The sequence below is a fragment of the Otariodibacter oris genome (genome assembly GCF_009684715.1).
GTDB lineage: Bacteria > Pseudomonadota > Gammaproteobacteria > Enterobacterales > Pasteurellaceae > Otariodibacter > Otariodibacter oris.
In genome coordinates, this window is record NZ_CP016604.1 from 1,867,728 (window position 1) to 1,889,890 (window position 22,163).

At 36.8% G+C, this 22,163-nt stretch carries 25 protein-coding genes and 1 other RNA gene; 8 read left to right on the forward strand and 18 right to left on the reverse strand.

Annotation, left to right across the window (positions count from 1 at the left end; all coding sequences use genetic code 11):
* Window position 1 precedes the first annotated feature (1 nt).
* The 4 genes from A6A10_RS08700 to A6A10_RS08715 are packed head-to-tail and all read right to left on the reverse strand — an operon-like array spanning window position 2 to window position 1,312.
* Entirely contained in the window at window positions 2–244 is a 243-nt protein-coding gene (locus A6A10_RS08700) for a hypothetical protein (RefSeq protein WP_121123891.1), read from the reverse strand.
* Entirely contained in the window at window positions 234–446 is a 213-nt protein-coding gene (locus A6A10_RS08705) for a hypothetical protein (RefSeq protein ID WP_121123893.1), read from the reverse strand. The genes A6A10_RS08700 and A6A10_RS08705 overlap by 11 nt, the downstream gene beginning before the upstream one ends.
* Window positions 436–666 carry a hypothetical protein gene (locus tag A6A10_RS08710; RefSeq protein WP_121123895.1) on the reverse strand — a complete coding sequence of 77 codons (231 nt, stop codon included), beginning with the start codon at window positions 664–666 and terminating at the stop codon, window positions 436–438. Before A6A10_RS08710 ends, A6A10_RS08705 begins: the two co-directional genes overlap by 11 nt.
* Complete coding sequence (locus A6A10_RS08715; RefSeq protein WP_121123897.1) at window positions 659–1,312, reverse strand: host cell division inhibitor Icd-like protein; 654 nt, start codon at window positions 1,310–1,312, stop codon at window positions 659–661. Before A6A10_RS08715 ends, A6A10_RS08710 begins: the two co-directional genes overlap by 8 nt.
* Before the next feature lie 381 nt (window positions 1,313–1,693).
* Here A6A10_RS08715 and A6A10_RS08720 point away from each other — a divergent pair, with 381 nt between their 5' ends.
* On the forward strand, window positions 1,694–1,882 hold the full coding sequence (locus A6A10_RS08720; RefSeq protein ID WP_121123899.1) for a hypothetical protein: 189 nt from the start codon (window positions 1,694–1,696) through the stop codon (window positions 1,880–1,882).
* A gap of 4 nt (window positions 1,883–1,886) precedes the next feature.
* On the opposite strand, the gene A6A10_RS08725 is transcribed toward A6A10_RS08720, so the two are convergent.
* The 8 genes from A6A10_RS08725 to ssrA all read right to left on the reverse strand — a co-directional run bounded on the left by A6A10_RS08725 (window position 1,887) and on the right by ssrA (window position 7,265).
* The gene (locus A6A10_RS08725; protein WP_121123901.1) at window positions 1,887–2,186 is read right to left on the reverse strand and encodes a hypothetical protein; all 300 of its coding nucleotides are present in this window, start codon (window positions 2,184–2,186) and stop codon (window positions 1,887–1,889) included.
* The gene (locus A6A10_RS08730; RefSeq protein ID WP_121123903.1) at window positions 2,161–2,640 is read right to left on the reverse strand and encodes a hypothetical protein; all 480 of its coding nucleotides are present in this window, start codon (window positions 2,638–2,640) and stop codon (window positions 2,161–2,163) included. The genes A6A10_RS08725 and A6A10_RS08730 overlap by 26 nt, the downstream gene beginning before the upstream one ends.
* Entirely contained in the window at window positions 2,640–2,975 is a 336-nt protein-coding gene (locus A6A10_RS08735; RefSeq protein WP_121123905.1) for a hypothetical protein, read from the reverse strand. Before A6A10_RS08735 ends, A6A10_RS08730 begins: the two co-directional genes overlap by 1 nt.
* Before the next feature lie 12 nt (window positions 2,976–2,987).
* Window positions 2,988–3,200, reverse strand: coding sequence for a helix-turn-helix transcriptional regulator (locus A6A10_RS08740; RefSeq protein ID WP_121123907.1), 213 nt, complete (start codon window positions 3,198–3,200; stop codon window positions 2,988–2,990).
* Between the two features lie 171 nt (window positions 3,201–3,371).
* A complete protein-coding gene (locus A6A10_RS08745) occupies window positions 3,372–4,190 on the reverse strand; it encodes a hypothetical protein (RefSeq protein ID WP_121123909.1) in 819 nt (272 codons plus the stop codon).
* 20 nt (window positions 4,191–4,210) lie between these two features.
* Window positions 4,211–4,459: a hypothetical protein gene (locus A6A10_RS08750; protein ID WP_121123911.1), complete on the reverse strand. Its 249-nt coding sequence runs from the start codon at window positions 4,457–4,459 to the stop codon at window positions 4,211–4,213.
* A gap of 782 nt (window positions 4,460–5,241) precedes the next feature.
* Entirely contained in the window at window positions 5,242–6,507 is a 1,266-nt protein-coding gene (locus tag A6A10_RS08755) for an integrase arm-type DNA-binding domain-containing protein (RefSeq protein WP_121123913.1), read from the reverse strand.
* Between the two features lie 391 nt (window positions 6,508–6,898).
* Window positions 6,899–7,265: a transfer-messenger RNA gene (gene ssrA, locus A6A10_RS08760) on the reverse strand.
* Between the two features lie 93 nt (window positions 7,266–7,358).
* Here ssrA and rpoH point away from each other — a divergent pair.
* A complete protein-coding gene (rpoH, locus tag A6A10_RS08765) occupies window positions 7,359–8,312 on the forward strand; it encodes an RNA polymerase sigma factor RpoH (RefSeq protein WP_121123915.1) in 954 nt (317 codons plus the stop codon).
* Between the two features lie 78 nt (window positions 8,313–8,390).
* On the opposite strand, the gene argS is transcribed toward rpoH, so the two are convergent.
* Entirely contained in the window at window positions 8,391–10,118 is a 1,728-nt protein-coding gene (gene argS / locus A6A10_RS08770) for an arginine--tRNA ligase (protein ID WP_121123916.1), read from the reverse strand.
* Between the two features lie 38 nt (window positions 10,119–10,156).
* Between argS and A6A10_RS08775 the strand changes: the two genes are divergently transcribed.
* From A6A10_RS08775 to A6A10_RS08795, 5 genes are all read left to right on the forward strand, one after another.
* Entirely contained in the window at window positions 10,157–10,792 is a 636-nt protein-coding gene (locus A6A10_RS08775; protein ID WP_121123918.1) for a VOC family protein, read from the forward strand.
* Between the two features lie 3 nt (window positions 10,793–10,795).
* Window positions 10,796–11,260, forward strand: coding sequence for an outer membrane lipoprotein (locus A6A10_RS08780; RefSeq protein ID WP_121123920.1), 465 nt, complete (start codon window positions 10,796–10,798; stop codon window positions 11,258–11,260).
* 51 nt (window positions 11,261–11,311) lie between these two features.
* Window positions 11,312–11,587: a deoxyribose-phosphate aldolase gene (locus A6A10_RS08785; RefSeq protein WP_121123922.1), complete on the forward strand. Its 276-nt coding sequence runs from the start codon at window positions 11,312–11,314 to the stop codon at window positions 11,585–11,587.
* Between the two features lie 101 nt (window positions 11,588–11,688).
* The gene (yccS, locus tag A6A10_RS08790) at window positions 11,689–13,872 is read left to right on the forward strand and encodes a YccS family putative transporter (RefSeq protein WP_121123924.1); all 2,184 of its coding nucleotides are present in this window, start codon (window positions 11,689–11,691) and stop codon (window positions 13,870–13,872) included.
* A 120-nt stretch (window positions 13,873–13,992) separates the two neighbouring features.
* Window positions 13,993–15,162 carry an MFS transporter gene (locus tag A6A10_RS08795; protein WP_121123926.1) on the forward strand — a complete coding sequence of 390 codons (1,170 nt, stop codon included), beginning with the start codon at window positions 13,993–13,995 and terminating at the stop codon, window positions 15,160–15,162.
* 39 nt (window positions 15,163–15,201) lie between these two features.
* On the opposite strand, the gene dnaJ is transcribed toward A6A10_RS08795, so the two are convergent.
* From dnaJ to A6A10_RS08820, 5 genes are all read right to left on the reverse strand, one after another.
* Window positions 15,202–16,335 (reverse strand): molecular chaperone DnaJ, encoded by a 1,134-nt coding sequence (gene dnaJ, locus A6A10_RS08800; protein ID WP_121123928.1) that lies wholly within the window; start codon window positions 16,333–16,335, stop codon window positions 15,202–15,204.
* 70 nt (window positions 16,336–16,405) lie between these two features.
* Window positions 16,406–16,798: a GyrI-like domain-containing protein gene (locus A6A10_RS08805; RefSeq protein ID WP_121123930.1), complete on the reverse strand. Its 393-nt coding sequence runs from the start codon at window positions 16,796–16,798 to the stop codon at window positions 16,406–16,408.
* A 122-nt stretch (window positions 16,799–16,920) separates the two neighbouring features.
* Window positions 16,921–17,310 (reverse strand): hypothetical protein, encoded by a 390-nt coding sequence (locus A6A10_RS08810; protein ID WP_121123932.1) that lies wholly within the window; start codon window positions 17,308–17,310, stop codon window positions 16,921–16,923.
* Window positions 17,311–17,332: 22 nt separating this feature from the next.
* Complete coding sequence (gene dnaK, locus A6A10_RS08815; RefSeq protein WP_121123934.1) at window positions 17,333–19,234, reverse strand: molecular chaperone DnaK; 1,902 nt, start codon at window positions 19,232–19,234, stop codon at window positions 17,333–17,335.
* Between the two features lie 314 nt (window positions 19,235–19,548).
* Entirely contained in the window at window positions 19,549–21,033 is a 1,485-nt protein-coding gene (locus tag A6A10_RS08820; RefSeq protein WP_121123936.1) for a TrkH family potassium uptake protein, read from the reverse strand.
* 129 nt (window positions 21,034–21,162) lie between these two features.
* Here A6A10_RS08820 and epmA point away from each other — a divergent pair, with 129 nt between their 5' ends.
* Entirely contained in the window at window positions 21,163–22,146 is a 984-nt protein-coding gene (gene epmA / locus A6A10_RS08825) for an elongation factor P--(R)-beta-lysine ligase (protein WP_121123938.1), read from the forward strand.
* Window positions 22,147–22,163: the final 17 nt, after the last annotated feature.

Sequence of the window (22,163 nt, forward strand, 5' to 3'; positions counted from 1 at the left end):
CTTAAAGCTCCTCCAGTTGTGCCACGCTATCGAGTACCATTTCCGCCACGCCTCTAATCGCATTTTGTAAGGCGTGAATATCGACTTCTTGAATATCTGATTGAGCCATTACCTCTAGGATTGATTGAGCAACCCACAATGAAGATTTAACCTTTTTGAAAGAGGCTAGTTCTTTCTTTGGCAAAACGTCCTCGATATAAGTAATCGCCTTTTGCTCTGCTTGTTTAATTGTCTTACTTGCCATTTTCTGCCCCCTCAATACGTTTCAATTCTGTATAAATCTTCAATAAACAGCCCTCTAATACTGTTAAGGCTCTTTTTTCGGTTAGGTCTTCGCTGTCTTCTTTCCAACGTTGCAACAAAAAAACGATAGCCTCGGCTTCTTCTTGGCGATGAAATAAAATATCTAAATCAATTTGTGAAATAGTGAAAGTCTTATTTGCCATTTTCCACCTCCTGAGCTGTATGCCCCATTGATGATAGTTGAGCGTATGAGCGACCTAATAACTTAGATATTCTGTGGAGTGAGTGAGTTATAGAATCTTTAGCTTGTAAATCTTCTACATTAACCGCTGAGAGTGTTTCTAATAGAGCTAATACATAGCCCACTTCGTCTAGATTCTCTCTGAGTGTTTCAATGTTGCCAGTAAGTAAGATTTTAGACATGAGCCACCTCCAACGCATTAAAGGTGTTCGCATTGAAAGCGGAATCAGGTAAGCGACCGACGGGAATCAAAACATATTCACGAGCTTTAAAGGCTCTTGCTTGTGTTTCGTTTTCAGCAAGTATGCGGATTTGTTCTGCTTTGGTTTTGTCGTAATGTTGGCGAGATATGCCGAGGAATTGATAGATCATTGTCGTAACTCCGTTGATGATTTTATATAGAGTTACCGCTTCACTTCTGACTGTGAGTTGGCGGTAACGTGTAACGGGGTCAGAAACTGCGATCAACGGAACACAGCAAAGGGCGAAACCTTTCCCATTACACGCTACCATAGAGAATAGACTATCAGTAGATAGATCTATTTTGGGTGTGCGTGTGCTACAAACAAAAAAAGCACGAGATAAAGGCGTGCTATTGTTCGCCGTTGATTTATAGTTCGAGTTCTGACGCTCGGCATTAGATTTTGCTAATGCGTAATTAGAATAAAATAAATTGAGCCAGTTTGTAAAGTGATTCACTTCACATTTTGCGGTTTTTTGGTGTGGATTTATTGGATTAAAGTGTAGATTTATTGGATTTGTTACCCATATTTCTACAATATTGAGCAATAAACCCGCTTTTAGTGTAGAATGTATTCTGCTTTTCATTGCTGTATATATCTCTTGATTGAACCACTCTCAAACATTGGTACTAGGTACATTTTTTGTTACTAGGTACAATTTTTGTTAGTGGTTTTTTGTTTATGTAATATTTACTCTTTCGGTAAAGGTTTCTTTACTGTTTCGGTAAAAGACGTTTACTATTTCGGTAAATGAACCTGAGAAAACCTGAATGTTTAACCAATCCAAAAATGGATTGGCTAACCAACGCAAAATTGCGTCCGTTGAATTAAGCCACCATAGCAAGCGGTACGGTTCTAAAGTGTCGTAAAGCTTGTTAGATTTTTGCGATCTGTATCGAAAAAATGATGTTCATTCCTAGAATAAAAATGCTTTCAATGTATTCTCACTTGAAACAAAGGGGAGATTATGAAAACACTATTTAAGCAATGGCTAATCAATCAAAACTCAAGTTTCATCAAAGGTTGCGGGATTGACGTCATTCTCTCAAAGGTAGATGATCAACTGGACGTCATTAATGCTAACGAAGAAGAAACCGAAACGCTGAATGATTGGTTGGCTGATTTCTTAATCGATTATTCGTCTCAAAGACAATAAGAAATCAATAACCACTTGCCTTTAACTCCTCATCTATCATTTTCTGTAACTGTCTTTTCTTCCTCCGCCACACACTCATAGCTATTAAAGTGCTATCTATCGGGTGTTGCTTAAATTCCTCCGCCAATATCTCTATTCGCTCATCTATCAACATCAATAATTCATCTAATGTATAAGGTTCTTCATCACTCCAAAGACTCACAAACGTAAACAAGGGCTTTCCTAAACGCTTAGATTTATCTAGGTAATGGGCGATAGCAGAATTCATTACTAAAGGGTTAAGCTTTGCTAAAACACAACGCATTCAATACCTCATCATCTGCTTTCTCGACTTGCTCTACATAATCGGCTATATCGTTAAGTTGTTTTGATAGATAGCGGATCGCATGATGAAATCTTTTTAGTTTTAATGCCTCCTCTGGCGGTAGCTTTTCTAGTGAGGCAAACATCATTAATAATTCATGACCCCCTTTTAAATACTGGTCAATTTCTGCGACCTCCTTCGCCAATCGTTTTTTAAAGTGGAAACAATCAGGGTAATTTTTCTTACAACTAGCGATGTTCCATTTTGTCTGCTGAAATACATAGCTCATCTGATAAAGTGGGTAGAACCATATCGTTGCCTTATTCGCTTTTTTGGCGGGTTTATCCTTTGCTTTAATGTTGCCTTTTGTTGACATTGTTTGCGGTGTTGTTGCCTTATTCTGTGCGTTTTTCCACTGTTTAAGGTCTTTGATTGGGTTTTGAGTACCGTTCATTAAATTTCCCCTTTAAATCTAGCTAAAATCGCTCTGGTTTCTGTCGCATTAAATGGCTCGCCATCTCGTGCTAGAGCTAATCTATTAGCGTGTTTCATTACCTTGTAGGCTTGCCTTTTATTAGCGATTGAATAACGGTAATATTGACCTAGTCCATCTGCTGTCTTTTCCCATACTCGATTTACTTTAATGTTTAGCTTTCTCTCAATGTCTGATATTTCATTACGTCCGCTTGTGATGTTGAGTTGAGTAACCCCCTCACGTTCTGAAAAACTGCCATTCAGTAATAAAGCTCTAGCTATTCGTTCTTCTCTTGTTGATTTTGTACTTTTCATTGCTTACTACCTCTATGCTTTAGGTTGAAAACTCGCTAACCAAGTTTTGACGTCTGATTCTTTCCAACGAGTAGAACGTCCCCATTTTTCAGGTTTAGGCAAATTACCTGATTTGATTTGGTCATAGATGAATGTACGAGATACACCGCCACCAAGAGCCATAAGCTCTTTACAGGTGTAACGTTTCTCGATGATAGGTTCTTGTGAATTGATGGTTATATCCATTGAATACCTCCTATTGTGTGTGGTTGTGCGTAAATATTTCGGGAGGTAGTGTGTGATATTAAACGGTTAGATAATAGGCTATATAGTATTTAAAGGTAGGGATACCTTACGTATTAAAAAAGGGTTATATACCTTTTAATATATAACCCTTGTAAACTCGTTAGAGCCTTGCTATTTAAAGCCTTGAAAGGTATCCACATTTTTTGGTGGTCTTCCCTTAAATTTTGCCTCCTTTGGTGCAACAATTATATAAATAGCTTCTGCTGATTTACGACTACAACTAAACCGCTTAATTAAATGATCCGTAAATTGTTTTTTAGTGGGGTATGAAAATGGATTATCAGGATCACATTCTGCCATCTGCTTACACATTTTAAATACAAGTTCGAGGTTCTCAGTAAAATATCCATATAAAGAACCCTGTTCATAATTTATGATTTGATTATTATTCTTTTCATTAACGAGTTGAGCCTGCTTTTCCATATCCTCTATTTTTTTATTCAACAAGCTATTTTCTTTTTTTAACCGCTCATTATCTTCAATTAAAGATTTATTATCATTTGATATGCTTTCAGTATCATCAACATAGTAAGGTATGTAAGGAGGTAGAACCCAATTATACCCATAAAATTTAGCCCATCTTTCTAAAGATACATGGCTAATTCTATCTACATAATTAAACCCACTTCCCTCAATAATTGAATCAGGTAATTTATTTTCTTTAACTGCAGTAACAATAGAGGCTCTAGTATTAAAAAATAAATCATCTTCTCCATTAATATCTAATAGAGGAGGGCAACCTAGAACTAGATAAGTTGCTTGATTTAAGTTGAAATACTCCATTGTTACAAATGGTTTAAACTCAATAGAGAGTCTTTTATTTTCTTTTTTGTTTACTTCTATGTTTATCCCCAATTTTGACAAGTCGGATTTTTTGACTAATATCTTTTTGGCTAGATTTTCATCTATATTTATACTTTTAAGATCCATATATTCCCCAAATCATTGCTTTAAAATGGTATGTCCTCATAAAAACCATGCTCACGCTTAATCATGTTCAAACAGGCAGTTAAGGTTATATGATTCTTTTTTATTCTTGGTTTTATTCCATTATAAAAAGTATAGGTTGGTATCTCGGTTTGTTGTTCTTGGATAATATTTAATAAATCCTGATTACCATCTAATAAATCGTTATCGTTTTGCTGTGACGCCCACATAAGTAAATCATATAAGCTAATATATTCTGATGTATCTATCATAAAACGCCCTTACGTTTGCCCTTATCTAGTGAGAGCGTGGAAAGTAATAATAAGGGTTATTACCTTGTCGTTTTGGTAGCTACTCCGCCACTATCCACGCAAATTTTGGTATTCAGATTGCGGGGTAAATCTTACTTTTGATTACTTCGGATTACGCCCGCTTACATAGAATTATTATCTTTATATTGCGGGTAAGGTCAAGCAAAAAATACTGAATATAAAATCAGTGTTTTGTATAATTTATCTTCTTGGGTTGGCGGAATGTATTAGGCAAGTAACGCATTGATTCAAGCTCAAATTTGAGTTTTGTTAATTTTTTAATCAAATAAACACCTTGATTTAGAATAAATCATCCTGAAAGTGAGGACAATTTAAGGAAAAATGAGGACAAAACAGGGTCAAAATAGGACAAAATGGGGGTAAAATAGGACAATAATTTTTATTAAGTAATTGATATTATTATATATTGTTAAAATTGTCCTCATTGTCCTACAAAAAAATACCTTTCCCACGTGAGAAAAAATAAAAATAGGTTGAGTTGTGTTCATATGAACACGACTGAACTATGGTGATATGTCCACGGTTGAACTGGGTTCATATGAGCTCGATTGATCCAGTTATGGAGATATGTCCATGACTGAACTATAGTGATAAGACCACGTTTGAAGTGTTTCGGTATCGAAACGGTTGGAATAGATAAATATTCAGTTGTTTTCATATCGAAACAACTCAAATTAAAGGGATTGCGTGAGGAGGGAGGGCATAAAGCCCTCTTTTAAGTATTAAGCTACTTTTAAATGATATTTCGGTAATGTGCCTTGCGAGCATTCATCTATAAAGTCAGCCCACGCCTGAAGAATATCAAAACGTTGTCTTATATAGTCCGCTCTGTTATACGCCATTCTGATTCTGTCTTGGTTGATATGAGATAGAGTAACCTCGATTAGCTCTGGATTATAGCCTTTCTCGTTTAGGTAGGTACTGGCAATACTCCGCAACCCGTGAGCTACTAGCTTACCCTTGTAACCCATACGCTTTATAGCTGAGTTGGCGGTCTGTGTATTACAGTGAGTTTTAGGATTCTTTACGCTAGGGAATAAATATTCCTTATCGCCACTTAGTTTTTTAATTTCTCGCAATAATGCCATAGCTTGACGTGATAGCGTTACTTTATGCTCTCGCCCTTTGTTGTCTTCTTTGAGTCCTTTATTAATATAAATCGTCCATATCCTCGCCTTTTCGTCTATATCGCTATATTTGGCGGTTGCTGATTCATTAGGGCGTGTCATTGTGAGTAACTGCCATAAGATTAAAAAGCGTGTCTGTGCGTGAATCTGTGCGTTATTTAAGGCATAAAGAAACTCAGGTAAATCATCAGGCTTAATCGTCTTAAAATGCTCTACGGTTGGGCTGTCGAATTCCTTTGATATGTTGGCGGTTGGATTGTATGGGATTATTTCACGGTGTACCGCATAGGTCATTATCTCATTAAGTTTCTGAATCGACCGCTTTAATGCCTCTAGTGTGCCTTTATCCTGTAATGGCTTGAATGCTTTTAGTGCCATAGGTGCGGTTATTTGGGATATAGGGAGCTTACCAAAAGCAGGCAGTAAGTGCCTTTTGATTAAGCTCTCAATATCTCTCGCATAATTGGCGGAAAAGTTCTTCCGTGTCTTGCGATACTCGAACCACTGCCACGCTATAACCTCGAAGGTATTATTTAGCTCATTGTATCGGGCGGTTTCCTCATTTTGTCGTTGAGCCAGTGGATCGATATTCTGAGCAAGTAACGCTCTGTAATTCTCTCTAATCTCTCTTGCTTGAGCTAGTGATAAGTCAGGGTAACGACCTAAAGCAATTTCAGATCGTTTCTTCGTAAACGGTTTATAGTAGTTAAACCGCCACAACTTCGAACCGTTTACCTTAACCAGTAAATAAAGTCCTTGTCCATCTTGTAGCTTATTGTCTGCTAATTTTCCACTAGCGGACTTTTTAGGTTTCGCTTTCTCTATTTCTGTATAGGTTAAAGGTTTGGTTGTTCTAGCCATAAAATCCCTCGCTTAGTAGTACGTTTTAGTAGTACGAGTTTGTTTATTTTAGTAGTACGCATTCAGTTTTTAGTAGTACGGTTTATTTTCTAGTACCGCTGATTTAGTGGTATGGGTTAATTAAGGCGTACTTAAGGCGTATAGGTTTTAGTAGTACGAGGTAAAATATCGTGTTGAAAAAACAAGGTAAGCTAAAGCCTTATATATCAAGCCTTGCGGAATTTTTAGTAGTACGACCCATACCCCATAGGTAAGCCATACTACTAAACGTACTACTAAAAGTCCATGATTTAGGCTTACGTCGGCGTACATCAAAAGACAATAAAAAAGCCCTGAACCGTTGTGGCTCAAGGCTTTTCTTTACATCCGATTACATCGAATTACATTGATTTGGTGGAGCTGGGGGGATTTGAACCCCCGTCCGAAATTACTCTACCGTCAGTACTACACGTTTAGTCTGATCTTTAATTTCGTAAGCTAACTGCGGACAGACACGCCATTAACAAACTAGCTTGATTCAATTTAATGCTTCGATCCTCAAGCAGAGGCTTCCACACGATCTCGTTTGGGTTTGACTCCTCTTGATCCCCGTCTTACGAGCGAAAGCTGGGGAGAGAAGGCTCTATGCAGGTTATTAAGCTGCTAGTGCGTATTGTTCGTCGTTTGCGACTATTATTTTGCGGTTTATTTACGAGGCCTACCGCACCTCGACGTGCACCTTGGGCTTCGCTAATCCCGTCGAATCCAGAATCAGCCCCAAAAAGTTTGTCGATTCTATCAGAAAGCGGTAAGATCTGTAAACTTTTTTACAGTTTGATGTTCAAACTGTTTTTATACGAAGCGAGATCCAAATGAAAAATAATCCGAAAACAGAAATCCTTGAAGATGAAGAGGATGAGATCATCGAGCCTGAAATTGAAGTTATTGATGATGATGTTGATGAAGAAATCGATCAAAAAGCATTATCCAGTACTATGCTCGTGCCTCAAGGTAATTTGGATAGCTATATTCGTATGGCAAACCAATATCCAATTTTAACTGCTGACCAAGAAAAAGAATTAGCAGAGCGTTTTTATTATGATGAAGATTTAGATGCAGCAAAACAGCTCATTCTTTCTCATTTACGCTTTGTGGTCCATATTGCACGTGGCTATATGGGATATGGTTTACCTTTAGCTGATTTGATCCAAGAAGGCAATATTGGATTGATGAAAGCGGTAAAACGATTCAATCCTGAAGTTGGTGTTCGCTTAGTCTCTTTTGCTGTCCATTGGGTTAAAGCTGAGATTCACGAATACGTCTTACGTAATTGGCGAATTGTGAAAGTTGCGACGACAAAAGCACAACGTAAACTCTTCTTTAATTTGCGTAAAAATAAACAACGTCTAGCATGGTTTAATGAAGAAGAAATTCAAAAAGTTGCTGATGATTTAGGTGTTTCGACCGATGATGTCAAAGAAATGGAATCCCGTATGACAGGGCAAGATATGGGATTTGATTTACCTGTTGGGGATGATGATGAATCTTATGTACCTTCTATGTATGTGGAAGACGATTCCTCTAATTTTGCGGAAGAGATTGAAGATGAACAGCACAATGGTAAAGCAACCGCTCAATTAATGTACGCACTTGCTCAATTAGATGAGCGTAGTCAAGACATCATCAAAACTCGCTGGTTAGATGATGAGAAAGCAACCTTACACGAACTTGCGGATAAATATAATATTTCAGCTGAACGAGTCCGCCAATTAGAAACGCAAGCACTGAAAAAAATCAAAGAAGCAATGACGATAGACGTTGAATAAAATACAAGCGGTAAGTTATGCAAAATATTTTACGAAACTTACCGCTTGTTGATCTCATAATTTGAATTCAAAGATTAATTACATCTTCTCAACGGTTTTAATACCGAGTAATTCTAAACCTTGTTTTAAGGTTTTAGCCGTTAAGCTTGCAAGTTGTAAACGGCTTTGTTTAATATCATCTTCTGCATTAAGAATTGGGCAAGCTTCATAGAAGCTAGAGAAAATACCCGCTAATTCATAAAGATATTGACATAGCACATGAGGAGTTCCATCCTTCGCTACAACGGAAACAGACTCTTCAAATTGTAATAATTTAAGTGCTAATGTTCTTTCTTTATCTTCTGTCAGATTAATTTTGCCTTTCAATGTATCAGGATCAATGCCAGACTTACTGAAAATAGAACGAATACGCGTATAAGCATATTGCATATAAGGTGCAGTATTGCCTTCAAAACTGAGCATATTATCCCAATCGAATACGTAATCAGTAGTACGATTTTTTGAAAGGTCAGAATATTTCACTGCTCCAATCGCAACGGCTTCAACAACGGCTTGTTTTTCTTCATCCGTTAAATTGGTGTTTTTCTCTGCAATTAATTTGCCCGCACGCTCTACCGCTTCATCCAATAAATCGGCTAATTTTACAGTACCGCCAGTACGTGTTTTGAACGGTTTACCATCTTTGCCTAACATCATACCGAAGTTTTGATGCTCAAGGCTAAAGCTATCTGGCACATAACCCGCTTTACGAGTAATCAACCACGCTTGTTGCATATGTTGGCTTTGACGAGTGTCTGAGAACACTAAGGCACGGTCTGCTTTTAACGTTTCATAACGATATTTCGCTGCAGCAATATCCGTTGTGGTATAAAGGAAACCGCCATCTTTTTTCTGAACAATTACGCCCATTGGATCGCCATCTTTATTTTTGAATTCTTCTAAAAAGACAACTAAAGCCCCATCATCTTCAACAGCTAAGCCTTTTTCTTTTAAATCTGCAACAATACCTGGCAACATTGGGTTATATAGGCTTTCACCCATTACGTCTTTTTCAGTTAATGTCACGTTTAAACGTTCATAATTACGCTGATTTTGTTGCATGGTAATATCAACAAGTTTTTTCCACATTGTGCGGCAATATTCATCGCCACCTTGTAGTTTTACCACATAGTTACGTGCTTTTTCTGCAAATGCAGAATCGTTATCGTAATGTGCTTTTGCTTCACGATAAAAAGCCTCTAAATCACTTAATTGCATCTCCGAAGCATTTTCGTTTTCCATCTTTTCCAGATAAGCGATGAGCATACCAAACTGCGTACCCCAGTCACCAACGTGGTTTGCCCGAATAACTTTATTACCTAAAAACTCTAACGCACGGACAACGCCATCACCAATGATGGTTGAACGTAAATGCCCCACGTGCATTTCTTTTGCTACATTAGGTGATGAATAATCAACAACCACAGTTTGTTGCTGATTCACTGAAACACCTAACTTTTCATCATTTAGTGAAGTTTGAACTTGTTCTGATAACCATGCAGGATTAAGAAAAATATTGATAAACCCCGGTCCTGCAATTTCGAGTTTTTCGATAAGCGGATCTGAATCAACATTATCCACCACTTTTTGAGCAAATTCTCTTGGATTTAGTCCAAGTTTTTTGGCTGCTCCCATGACTCCATTCGCTTGATAGTCACCAAATTGAGGCTTTCCTGACTGGCGAACTAATGCTTCAACATTTTGTTCTGCTCCAGAACCGATCATTGCTTGCTTAATTTTTTCCGATAGAATGTGCTGAATATTCACAAATAGTCCTATTTATTCATTTATAAAATATAATCATAATGATACTAAAAAACCCCACTAAAAGCTTAGATTTTGCAAAATTTTTCACAAAAATGACCGCTTGTTTTGGTGAATTAACGAAATTCGAACAACAAATCCAAGAAATTGCCACCCTTGCAAATGTTTCATTACAAGATTACCAAATTGATCATCTTTCTGTGAGGATGAATCATATAGATACTGCTCAGGCTTGGTACAATATGCTATTAGAATCAGCAGAAATTCTGAATGAAAGCATGATTAATGGACGTCCCATTGTATTGTTCAAATTGGAGCAACCAATTTCATTTTGTAATCAATCTATTTCTATTATCGAATTGCCTTTCCCTAAGGGGAAAATTTACCCTCAAGAAGGATGGGAACATATTGAACTGGTTGTCCCATTTCAACCCAATGAAACCATTGAGCAATGGATAGAAAGAGTGTTATCTACATTTAAATTGGAAGATCACCCATTACTTACATTTAAAATGAGTCAACCTAAAGCTATCGGGGAAGAACTCCCAAATCCAAGTATTGCACTTACATTAAATGACAAAACTAATCATAATAATTGCTGTCTAAAGTTTCATCCTTATGATATAAATACAATTATTAAGTCAGAAATATTTCCTAATACCATTTTATCGGAGTAAAATATGAAAAAATTTGGTTTAGCGACAATGCTTGTTACGAGTATTGTTATTACAGGTTGTGCAAATACAGACATATTTAGTGGTAGTGTATACCGGGCAGATCAAGCAAAAGAAGCTCGTTCAATTAGTTATGGTACTATCGTATCTGTACGCGATGTTAAAATCCAAGCAGATAACCAAGGTGTGATTGGCACAGTTGGTGGTGGTGTGCTTGGTGGTGTAGCTGGTTCTGCTATCGGCGGTGGACGAGGACAAGCCATTGCAACTGCTGTTGGGGCTATTGCTGGTTCTGTAGTTGGTAGTAAGGTAGAGGAAAAAGCAAGCCAAGTGTCGTCTGTTGAACTTGTTATCCGAAAAGATAATGGTCAAGAAATTGTTGTTGTTCAGAAAAAAGAAGATGGCTTTGTTCCTGGCAGAAGAGTCAGAATTGTTGGTTCAAATGCCGACCTCAATGTCTCTCTTTTATAATCAATATAATTCGGGATTTTATATCATTTAATTTATCATAAGGAAAAACTCATGAAAAAATTTTCTCTTGTTATCTTAACAAGCATGATACTGGCAGCTTGTACTGCTGGAGTGTATACAAATACAGGTAATGCAACTATTCTCTCTAGTAGAACATTAACCGATGATACTGTGGAGTTGACAATACAAAAAGATGATGGACAAATAGTTAAAATGAACCGTCAATATGATGCTCATGCAACCGTGGGCGCTAGAGTAACAATTGATGAAACGCAAGAAGATGTAGATTCTCAATTAGATACTATTCGTCGCTACGAATTTAAATAAACTTAATTTACTTAAGTCTAAATATAGAAACCTCGAATAATTGATTCGAGGTTTTTTTATTTCTATACTTTACACATAAGCAATTTTATAGATTTTTAATTATGAATAAATTTATTAAAACACTGTCTAACGACTGGTTCAGTGCTAGTATTGTTGGAGTATTGCCCATTTTTTTAGCAACAAATCTTATCGCTCTAATTGTATGGACATTGCAGATTCCTACATATACGATGGGATTAATATTAGGGGCAATGGCTGCAGGATTAACCGATTTAGACAATCGATTTACTGGACGTTTAAAAAATCTATTCTTTACGTTAATTGCATTTGCCATATCGTCTTTAAGTTCTCAATTTGCTCTTAGTCATGGATGGTTTATTCCTCTCATTACCATTCTCACATTCTGCATGATTATGTTAAGTGCAATTGGACAGCGATATAGTACTATTGCATTTAGTACATTACTAATGGCTGTTTATACTGCAATGATTTATTCTCCAACAGCAATTTGGTATGAGCATACAGCTCTTATCATCATTGGAGCAATCATTTACGGCATCATAGCTATGATTGTTTATCTTCTTTTCCCTCATAGAATAATGCAAGAAAATTTAGCTCTCTATTTTGAAGCTCTCGGAAAATATCTACAAGCACGTGCGAATTTTTTTGATCCTGATGAGATGGGTGAAGAAAATCTTCCCCAAAAACAATTGATACTTGGCCAAGCCAATATTGGTGTAATGAGTGCACTAGATCGTGCTAGAACGTCACTATTCTATCGCCTAAGAATTCAACATCGTCATTCTCGAACAAGACAAATGCTACGATATTTTTTTTCGGGTCAAGAGATCTGGGAAATTGCCAGTTCTCATCATACAGAATACGCCACTTTCTTTAGAGAATTGCAAAACACCGATTTAGTTTTTCGCTTCCAACGTATCATTGAATTACAAGCAATCGCATGTCAGCAAATTGCGAATGATCTTAGACATGATTCACCATATGAGGATCAACATCGTATAGAAAAAGCATTAAAAGGGCTTTCACAATCCTTAAATTATCACAAGGAAAATGGGATTAAACATTTCCATCATCTACAATCTATAGCAGATAATTTACAAAATATTGAAAATCAACTCGTACAAATATCAGACCCAACTATAGATATTAAGAATGATAAAAAAGCACAACAAACTGCCCGCTTGATTCCAGAAAATATTTCTAATTTTCAACATATGATTCAAGCCATAAAAAATCAGTGCAATCTAGGATCTCCTCTTTTCCGGCACGCTATTCGATTATCAGTCGTCGTTTTTTTTAGTGCATTGATAGCAGAAATATTTTATGTTGAACAGGGATACTGGATTCTATTGACTGCAATTTTAGTCTCTCAACCCAATTATTCCGCAACGAAAAAACGACTAATACAACGTGTTATTGGTACTATTCTTGGTGTAATTGTTGGACTCTCTTTTCCTTATTTATCCCCAACATTAGGAGCTCAATTAGGATTAATCGTAGTATCTAGCAGTTTATTCTTTTTCTTCAAAGCAAATAAGTTTGGTTTTTCTACCTTTTTTATTACGATTCAAGTGCTAATTAGTTTTGATGTGGTTGGATTTGGTTTAGACAATGCTATGTTACCGAGAATTCTAGATACATTAATGGGAGCTCTTATTGCATGGCTGGCTGCAGCTTATTTGTGGCCTGATTGGAAATATTTAAATCTCCATCAGAGTTTAAAAGATATGCTAGTTAATAGTGCAACTTACTTAAGGCATATTACGGCGCAACTCCAATTCGGTTACAAAGATCAGTTATCATATCGTGTTGCTAGACGTTCTGCTCAGAATAGCTTAGCACAGCTCAGTAGTGTCATTTCTAATATGATGAGTGAACCTAAAAAATATCAAGCAGCTCTTGAATTCGTACCTGAGTTATTAAATATCAGTTATAGCTTATCAAGCCATATTGCAACATTAGGTAGCTATAGGAGAAAAAATAATGAACTTAATCATGATATAGAATTTGCCTCTATTTTCTTTAAACAAAGTAAACTAATGGCAGATCTACTCGATCAAATGGCAATAAAATCAGAGGATACTGAACAAACATTAAAAGATATCAATAAACAATTACAAGATTTTGAAGAGGAATATGAATCTAAAATTGATGCACAAAATCTAATTTTACTGCAACAATTGCGCTTAATTATTCAAATCTTACCTCAATTATGGATATTTGTTGGTATGGAAAAACAATACCACAAAACACATAATGTATAACTTTATATTATCTATCTTCCTTTTGATAAGGAAGATAGCTCACTTATTTTGTAACAACTTATTTACATTTTAAAATCGTTGGGATACATTTACCCATTATTTTTTGAAATTCATCTCGTTATGCTGACCAGAACATCTAAAGCGTATCGCCATGCCATTGCGACCTTAGCATTCTCTTCTTTTCTCGTTTTTTGTAACTTATATACAGTTCAACCAATGCTTTCACTATTTAGTGAGCAATTCAATGTATCAGAAAGTGTCGCTAACTGGATTTTTGCAAGTGGTTCACTGGGGATTAGCTGTTGCTTAATTCCGTGGGCAATTTTTGCTGATCGCTTTGGGCGTAAGATTATCATCTTAACGAGTCTTATTTTAACCACATTAACTTCTCTATTACTCTTTTTCAGCAATGATTTGACAACATGGATTGGGCTACGTTTACTTCAAGGTCTTTCGCTAGCGGGTATGCCTGCCGTAGTTGTAGCATATATTACAGAAGAGTTTGAGCAAAATGCGGTGATCAGTGCAGTGGGCATTTATATTGCCGCCAATACGTTGGGCGGGATTTCGGGACGATTGATTGGTGGAATATTATCTGAATATTTTAGCCCAAATAGTGCCATGTTATTTTGCTCAATAATAACTTTACTCGGTGTTATAGCAACTTATCACTATTTACCCAAAGAAACGCATTTCACTTCACAAAGTTTAGCGATTAAACGCATGATTGAGAATCTTTGCCAACATATTAAAAATCCACAACTGTGGCGTGCTTTTTTAATTGGAGGAATCAGTTTTGGAATGTTTATTAATTTATTTTCTGTTGTGGGATTACATTTAGAACAAGAGCCATGGAATTTTTCAACGACTCAAGTATCCCTGATCTTCCTTTGTTATCTCAGCGGAACAGCGACCGCAAGTATGGCTGGGAAATTAAGCTATAAATGGGGAATGATAAAAACAATGTTTATTGGCTGGGGAATCTTTTCAATCGGTATTTTATTTACCTTATTTGATTCACTGTGGTTAATTATCCTTGGATTATTAATTTGCAGTATAGGATTCTTTCTGGTTCATTCGCTTGCAAGTGCATGGGTGGGTAAAACAGCAATAAAGGCGAGAGCCTTAGCTTCTGCGTTATATCTGTCATGTTATTACTTAGGAGCAAGTGTAGGAGGGTTTTATCTACTCTATTTTTATCAAACAATGGCGTGGACAACAGTACCACTCAGTGCAGAAGTATTATTGCTTTCTATTCCTCTGCTTATTTTAGGATTAAAAAAGCAGTAAATACTTTATATTTACTGCTTCTTAGGTTTTATTTAAGGCTTATTTACCTAAATTATCGAAGAATTTTTTTACACCTTCAAAGAAACCTTCATGTTTTGGACGATGTTGTCCTTCACCATCAAGACTTTCCTCTAATTTACGTAATAACTCTTTCTGTTCCTCATTAAGAGAAACTGGTGTTTCAATAATTGTTTTACAAATTAAATCACCTGCATAGCTACTTCTTGGACTCGGAACGCCTTTCCCTCTAATACGGAAAAGTTTACCTGTTTGCGTTTCTGCTGGGATTTTTAATTTTACACGACCATCAAGGGTTGGCACTTCAATTTCGCCACCCAATGCTGCCATGGTAAAACTAATAGGGACTTCGCAATAAAGGTTTGAACCATCACGTTCGAAAATATCATGCGGTTTAACGTGAATAACCACGTATAAATCACCTGGAGGTGCGCCATTTTCTCCAGCAGCACCCTCACCAGATAGGCGAAGTTGGTTACCTGTATCGACACCTGCTGGGATAGTCACAGAAAGATTTTTTGCTTTATGAACACGTCCATCACCGTGACAAACCTTACAAGGATTCTCAATCTTCTTACCCGTTCCGTGACAGGTTGGACACACTTGTTCCGTAACAAAGAAGCCTTGCTGACGACGAATACGCCCTGAACCATGACAAGTTGGACAGGTTTCAACTTTGCTTCCTGGCTCCGCACCTGATCCATGACAAGCGTCACATTCTGCTAATGTTTGAATACGAATATCTTTTTTGACACCACGAACGGCTTCTTCTAGGGTAATTTCTAAGTTATATTGTAAATCATCACCACGGACTACACGTTGACGACGACCGCCACCGCCAAAACCCCCACCAAACATTTCGCTGAAGATATCTTCAAATCCACCGAAACCACCACCGCCGAAGCCACCGCCTCCGCCAAATCCACCTTGTTCAAAGGCTTGATGACCATATTGGTCATACATACTACGTTTTTCACTATCCCCAAGTACTTCGTAGGCTTCTTTAATTTCTTTAAATTTTTCTTCTGCCTCTTTACTACCTTTGTTTTTATCTGGGTGATGCTTTGCGGCTAAACGTTTATAAGCACGTTTAATTTCTTGCTCGCTCGCCCCCTTACTTAAACCAAGGACTTCATAATAATCACGTTTTGACATAATTTTTCCATTTTAAATTTGCAAGATTTTAGAACGATCTTACCGCTTGGTTTTCCTCATTTTTCAAATATTAACAGTGAGGCTGAATTGAAATATTAATTTCAACTTTCCCGTCTGGATAATGTTTTTCAAAATCAAGCGAATATGTTCTTTTTAATAACCCTTGTTTACTTTTATTCCAAATCGTTTTCCATGTATCTGCAAGTAATTCTCTATTTGTTGTGAAATTTTCAAACCAATAAAAACTATCATCAATAACTATTGGTTCAACTCCTGCAATCTCTTTTTCTACTGCAATCGTAAAATCATATTCACCATTATGATCACTTTCGTAATTATTATAGATACCATATGCAATTTCATCCTGAGATAACGCAACAGATTGCCAAAGAGCAGGGATATCTTGTTCAGCAGTATTATTGGTTAAACGTACTGTTTTAACTGGATAAAGTTTTAAGCTCATAACATATTCCTTTTGATAAATTTTATAAATATCTGACCGCTTGTTACACATTAAAAAGGGCGTAATGATACGCCCTATTTAATCTAAGATAATAAGACAAACTTAATTATCTCAACTCAAAATTAACCAACTAATTCATTAAAAATAGGGTATCTTTTTACAAGCTCTTCCTTACCCATATGTTTAGAATGTTTAAAGTCATTACCCACATAAAGTTGATAAGGAGCAAACTCTTCAATGTAAGTTAATACAACAACATTTTTAACTTCATTGCTTTCACCGCCACCGAAAAGTTTTTGCCAAAACGATTTTTTCGGTGCTTTAAATTGTGATTTAACAGCATCTACAAACTTCTCAGTATATACATTTAAATATCCTGGAGCCGCTTTTTCAAGTTCTTGTGATAAATACACATACAACGTGCCATTATCTAATTTAGCATTAGCTTGAGATGTTGCTTTTTTGCCATTGTTGTCAATAGCGATTTCACCTACGAATTTATTGTTACTCATAAATTGTTACCCTGTTTAATAATTATTTGTTGTCTTTGACTTCTTCAAACTCAGCATCAACAACGCCATCATCTTTCTGATTTTGTTGTGCTTGTTGCTGACCCGCTTGAGCCTGAGCTTGTCCTGCTTGTAGCAATGGTTCAGACGCTTTTACTAATGCATCAATTTTAGCTTCGATATCTGCTTTATCTTCACCTTTTGCTGAAGTTTCTAAGTCAGAAAGAGCTGCTTCAATTTTTGCTTTATCATCTGCGTTCAAGTTATCGCCAGCTTCTGTAATTTGCTTACGGGTAGAGTGAACAATCGCATCTGCTTGGTTACGAGTTTGAACTAATTCTTCAAACTTGCGATCCGCTTCCGCATTTGCTTCAGCATCACGAACCATTTTTTCAACTTCATCGTCACTTAAACCTGAAGATGCCTTGATCGTGATCTTTTGTTCTTTACCTGTATTCTTATCTTTAGCAGAAACATGCAAAATACCATCTGCATCGATATCAAATGTTACTTCGATTTGTGGCATACCACGAGGTGCTGGTTGGATTCCATCTAAGTTGAACTGACCAAGTGATTTGTTATCACTTGCACGTTTACGTTCACCCTGTAAAACATGAATAGTTACAGCACTTTGATTATCTTCAGCAGTTGAGAACACTTGACTATGTTTTGTAGGGATTGTTGTGTTTTTATCGATGAGTTTAGTCATCACACTACCCATTGTTTCAATACCAAGTGAAAGCGGTGTTACGTCAAGTAATAATACATCCGTTACATCACCTGCTAATACCCCACCTTGAACTGCTGCACCAATTGCCACTGCTTCATCTGGGTTCACATCTTTACGAGGTTCTTTACCAAAGAAGTCCGCTACTTTTTGCTGCACTAATGGCATACGAGTTTGACCACCAACTAGGATAACATCGTTGATATCAGATACTGATAAACCTGCATCTGCTAATGCCACTTTAACAGGTTCTAATGAACGAGTTACTAAGTCTTCAACAAGTGATTCTAATTTCGCACGAGTCACAGTAATCACTAAGTGTTTAGGTCCTGTTGCGTCTGCGGTAATGTACGGAAGATTAACTTCTGTTGATTGTGTAGAAGAAAGCTCAATTTTTGCTTTTTCAGCTGCTTCCTTAACACGTTGCATTGCCATAGAGTCATTTCGTAAATCGACACCTTGTTCTTTTTTGAACTCATCAACCAAATAATTAATTAAACGGTTATCAAAATCTTCACCACCTAAGTGAGTATCACCATTAGTTGCACGCACTTCGAAAGTTTGCTCACCATCGAAATTATCCATCTCAATGATAGATAAGTCAAATGTACCACCACCTAAGTCATAAACTGCAATGATTTGGTTTTCTTTTTTAGAATCTAAACCATATGCTAATGCAGCGGCTGTTGGTTCGTTAATAATACGTTTAACTTCTAAACCAGCGATACGACCTGCATCTTTAGTCGCTTGGCGTTGTGCATCGTTAAAATACGCTGGTACAGTAATTACGGCTTCAGTTACAGACTCTCCTAAGAAATCTTCTGCTGTTTTCTTCATTTTTTTCAATACTTCAGCAGAAATTTGTGGTGGAGCCATTTTTTCGCCTTTTGCAGAAACCCACGCATCACCATTATCAGCTTGTGTGATTTCAAATGGCATAATTTCAATATCACGTTGTACTTCAGCATCAGTAAATCGACGACCGATTAAACGTTTGATTGCAAATAATGTATTTTTTGGGTTTGTGATCGCTTGACGTTTTGCTGGTGAACCCACTAAAGTTTCTTTATCTGTATAAGCAATAATAGAAGGAGTTGTTCTTGCACCTTCAGCATTTTCTAACACACGTGGTTTATCGCCATCCATTACGGCAACACATGAGTTTGTTGTTCCTAAGTCAATACCAATAATTTTACCCATTTTAAATTCTCCGATATAAAAATTTGTTCATTTTTGTAAGATACCTACAAGATTGCGTTTTTTCCTAAAAATTCAAGGGTAACTTACAACTTTTTTAACAAGGAAGCGGTATTTTTAACATACCGTTCAGACGGAGCAATAAATAGGGGTAAAAATGATGAGTTCAAGAGGAAATATAAAAATTTTTCAAAATTTCTAATAATTTATCATCCAAGGTATGAATTTTATGCAAATAACAATATCTAGAGGAGCTTGCAAGCGGTAAGTTTAAGTTATCTTTTTGCAAAATAAGATTGAGAACTCACCGCTTATCATTAATCTTTCCAGAACGTTGGTGTAAGGATGACCAATAAGGTAAAGACCTCTAATCGCCCACACACCATAGCAAACGTAAGGACCAATTTTGCACTGTCTGGTACGTGTAAAAAGTTACTACTCACCGTACCTAATGCGGGGCCTAAGTTATTCATTGTGGCGATCACCGCATTTAAGGCATCAAAAGTTTCCATTCCACAAGCAATGGAAGCAATCCAACATATCACAAATACGAAGAAATAAGCCGAAAAGAACGCCCATACACCTTCTACAATTCGTTCTGATAATACATGTTTACCCAGTTTAATTGGCTGAATAACATTAGGATGAATAAAACGATGGACCTCTCGTCTGCCTTGTAAATAAAGTAATAAGACACGGAACATCTTTAATCCACCGCCTGTTGAGCCAGCACAACCGCCAATAAATGAAGCCAAAACCAAAATTAATGGTAAGAAAGATGGCCAAATACTGAAATTATCCGTAGTAAATCCAGCAGTAGTAGAAATTGAAACCGATTGAAATAAGGCTTGTGATAAGGTACTTGCTCGTCCACCAAAATAGCTATCTGCCCAGAGGACTAAAAAACAAATAAGGAATAAACTAAATTGGATCAAAATAAAGAAACGGAATTCATAGTCACGCCAATACACACCAAAGAATTTACGTTTAGCTAGCCCTTTATAACGTCCATTAAATTGGTCAAATACCGCAAAATGCAAAGCAAAGTTACAAGATGAGATCAACAAAAATAATACCGTAATATAATTGATCAGATCACTTTTAAAATAACCAATACTAGCGTCATGCGTAGAAAAACCACCAATTGCAATCGTCGAAAAACTGTGAGAAATTGCATCAAACCAATCCATTCCTGCAAACCAAAATGCTGTCGCACATAAGGCGGTAAGCGCAACATAAATCAGCCACAATGCTTTTGCAGTTTCTGCAATACGAGGGCGCATTTTTTGCTCTTTCAATGGTCCTGGCATTTCAGCCCGATAGAGTTCCATTCCACCAATACCAAGCAAAGGAATAATCGCAACAGCAAGCACAATGATCCCCATCCCACCCAACCACTGCAGAAATTGACGATAAAATAAAATCGCTTTAGGTAGCTGATCAAGCCCGACAATCACCGTTGCACCAGTTGTTGTAAGCCCAGAAAATGATTCAAAAATAGATTCGGCAAAATTCAAATTTGGTCGCTCTAGTAAAATAAAAGGTACAGCCCCAAGAGAACCTAGAACCACCCAGAATAAGACAACGATTAAAAAGCCTTCTCGAGAACGTAACTCATATTTATAATCTCGGCAGAACCACCATAACACTGTGCCAACCACAAAATTAAGTAAAAATGCTTCTAAAAATGCACGTCCGCCACCGTCTCCATAAATAAGCGCAACGGAAGCTGGTACAAGCATCGTAAAAGAAAATAGCATTACTAAGATGCCAACTATTCTGATAATAGAAAGAAATTGCACAGGATATTCCAACTGATAATATTGCTCACAATGGTACTCAGCTTTTTATTTCAGTCAAATTTTTTCTCGCTTGAAGGTCTGTTATACTGTGTTTCATTAAATAAAATTTTTTACAAGCGGTAAGATCCTATGGACGATTTGCAACAAGAACATATTAACTGGAAGCCAACTGCTTCCATTCCAACATTATTAAAACGCTCAAAAATCATCAGTGATATTCGTAAATTCTTTACAGAACGTGGCTTACTTGAAGTCGATACACCTACAATGAGTGAATTTTCGGTCACTGACGTTCATCTCTCAGCATTTAGCACTCAATTTCTTTCGCCATTTGAGAGTAAAGCTAAAACGCTACATTTAATTACTAGCCCCGAATATCATATGAAACGCTTGCTCGCCAGTGGAAGTGGAGCAATTTTTCAGCTTTGCCACGTATTCCGCAATGAAGAAGCTGGCAAAAATCATAATCCTGAATTTACTATGCTAGAGTGGTATCGCCCTCATTTTGATATGTATCGTTTGATTAATGAAGTGGATGATCTATTACAATATATTTTAGATTGTGAGCCTGCTGAATCTTTTAGCTATCAATTCGTATTTCAGAACTATGTAGGATTAGATCCGCTTTCTGCAACAAAATCTCAGCTTGTGGCAAAAGCGCAAGAACATGGCTTACAATGTGACGATAATGATCATCGTGATGTATTACTACAATTCTTATTTACTAAAGTTGTTGAGCCAAATATCGGTTTAGAACGCCCGACTGCGATTTATCACTTCCCTGCTTCTCAAGCAGCATTAGCTCAAGTAAGTGCGGAAGACCCAAGAATGGCAGAACGCTTTGAGTTCTATTATAAAGGGATTGAATTAGCGAACGGCTTTCACGAATTAAGTGACGCTAAAGAACAATTCCGCCGTTTTGAGCAAGATAATGTTTACCGCCAACAAATCGGCTTACCACCTCAAGAATTGGATTCCCGTTTCCTCGCTGCTTTAAAATCGGGGATTCCAAATTGTTCTGGTGTTGCAGTTGGCGTTGATCGTTTAATTATGATTGCTCTTGGTGCAGAACGAATTGAGGAAGTCATGGCATTTGGAATAGAAAGTGCTTAGAATTTAGCTATAATAGA

Coding starts and splice junctions, on each gene's coding strand:
- A6A10_RS08700 (WP_121123891.1), bottom strand. CDS start 244: ATGGCAAGTAAGACAATTAAACAAGCAGAGCAAAAGGCGATTACTTAT.
- A6A10_RS08705 (WP_121123893.1), bottom strand. CDS start 446: ATGGCAAATAAGACTTTCACTATTTCACAAATTGATTTAGATATTTTA.
- A6A10_RS08710 (WP_121123895.1), bottom strand. CDS start 666: ATGTCTAAAATCTTACTTACTGGCAACATTGAAACACTCAGAGAGAAT.
- A6A10_RS08715 (WP_121123897.1), bottom strand. CDS start 1,312: ATGAAAAGCAGAATACATTCTACACTAAAAGCGGGTTTATTGCTCAAT.
- A6A10_RS08720 (WP_121123899.1), top strand. CDS start 1,694: ATGAAAACACTATTTAAGCAATGGCTAATCAATCAAAACTCAAGTTTC.
- A6A10_RS08725 (WP_121123901.1), bottom strand. CDS start 2,186: ATGCGTTGTGTTTTAGCAAAGCTTAACCCTTTAGTAATGAATTCTGCT.
- A6A10_RS08730 (WP_121123903.1), bottom strand. CDS start 2,640: ATGAACGGTACTCAAAACCCAATCAAAGACCTTAAACAGTGGAAAAAC.
- A6A10_RS08735 (WP_121123905.1), bottom strand. CDS start 2,975: ATGAAAAGTACAAAATCAACAAGAGAAGAACGAATAGCTAGAGCTTTA.
- A6A10_RS08740 (WP_121123907.1), bottom strand. CDS start 3,200: ATGGATATAACCATCAATTCACAAGAACCTATCATCGAGAAACGTTAC.
- A6A10_RS08745 (WP_121123909.1), bottom strand. CDS start 4,190: ATGGATCTTAAAAGTATAAATATAGATGAAAATCTAGCCAAAAAGATA.
- A6A10_RS08750 (WP_121123911.1), bottom strand. CDS start 4,459: ATGATAGATACATCAGAATATATTAGCTTATATGATTTACTTATGTGG.
- A6A10_RS08755 (WP_121123913.1), bottom strand. CDS start 6,507: ATGGCTAGAACAACCAAACCTTTAACCTATACAGAAATAGAGAAAGCG.
- rpoH (WP_121123915.1), top strand. CDS start 7,359: ATGAAAAATAATCCGAAAACAGAAATCCTTGAAGATGAAGAGGATGAG.
- A6A10_RS08775 (WP_121123918.1), top strand. CDS start 10,157: ATGATACTAAAAAACCCCACTAAAAGCTTAGATTTTGCAAAATTTTTC.
- A6A10_RS08780 (WP_121123920.1), top strand. CDS start 10,796: ATGAAAAAATTTGGTTTAGCGACAATGCTTGTTACGAGTATTGTTATT.
- A6A10_RS08785 (WP_121123922.1), top strand. CDS start 11,312: ATGAAAAAATTTTCTCTTGTTATCTTAACAAGCATGATACTGGCAGCT.
- yccS (WP_121123924.1), top strand. CDS start 11,689: ATGAATAAATTTATTAAAACACTGTCTAACGACTGGTTCAGTGCTAGT.
- A6A10_RS08795 (WP_121123926.1), top strand. CDS start 13,993: ATGCTGACCAGAACATCTAAAGCGTATCGCCATGCCATTGCGACCTTA.
- dnaJ (WP_121123928.1), bottom strand. CDS start 16,335: ATGTCAAAACGTGATTATTATGAAGTCCTTGGTTTAAGTAAGGGGGCG.
- A6A10_RS08805 (WP_121123930.1), bottom strand. CDS start 16,798: ATGAGCTTAAAACTTTATCCAGTTAAAACAGTACGTTTAACCAATAAT.
- A6A10_RS08810 (WP_121123932.1), bottom strand. CDS start 17,310: ATGAGTAACAATAAATTCGTAGGTGAAATCGCTATTGACAACAATGGC.
- dnaK (WP_121123934.1), bottom strand. CDS start 19,234: ATGGGTAAAATTATTGGTATTGACTTAGGAACAACAAACTCATGTGTT.
- epmA (WP_121123938.1), top strand. CDS start 21,163: ATGGACGATTTGCAACAAGAACATATTAACTGGAAGCCAACTGCTTCC.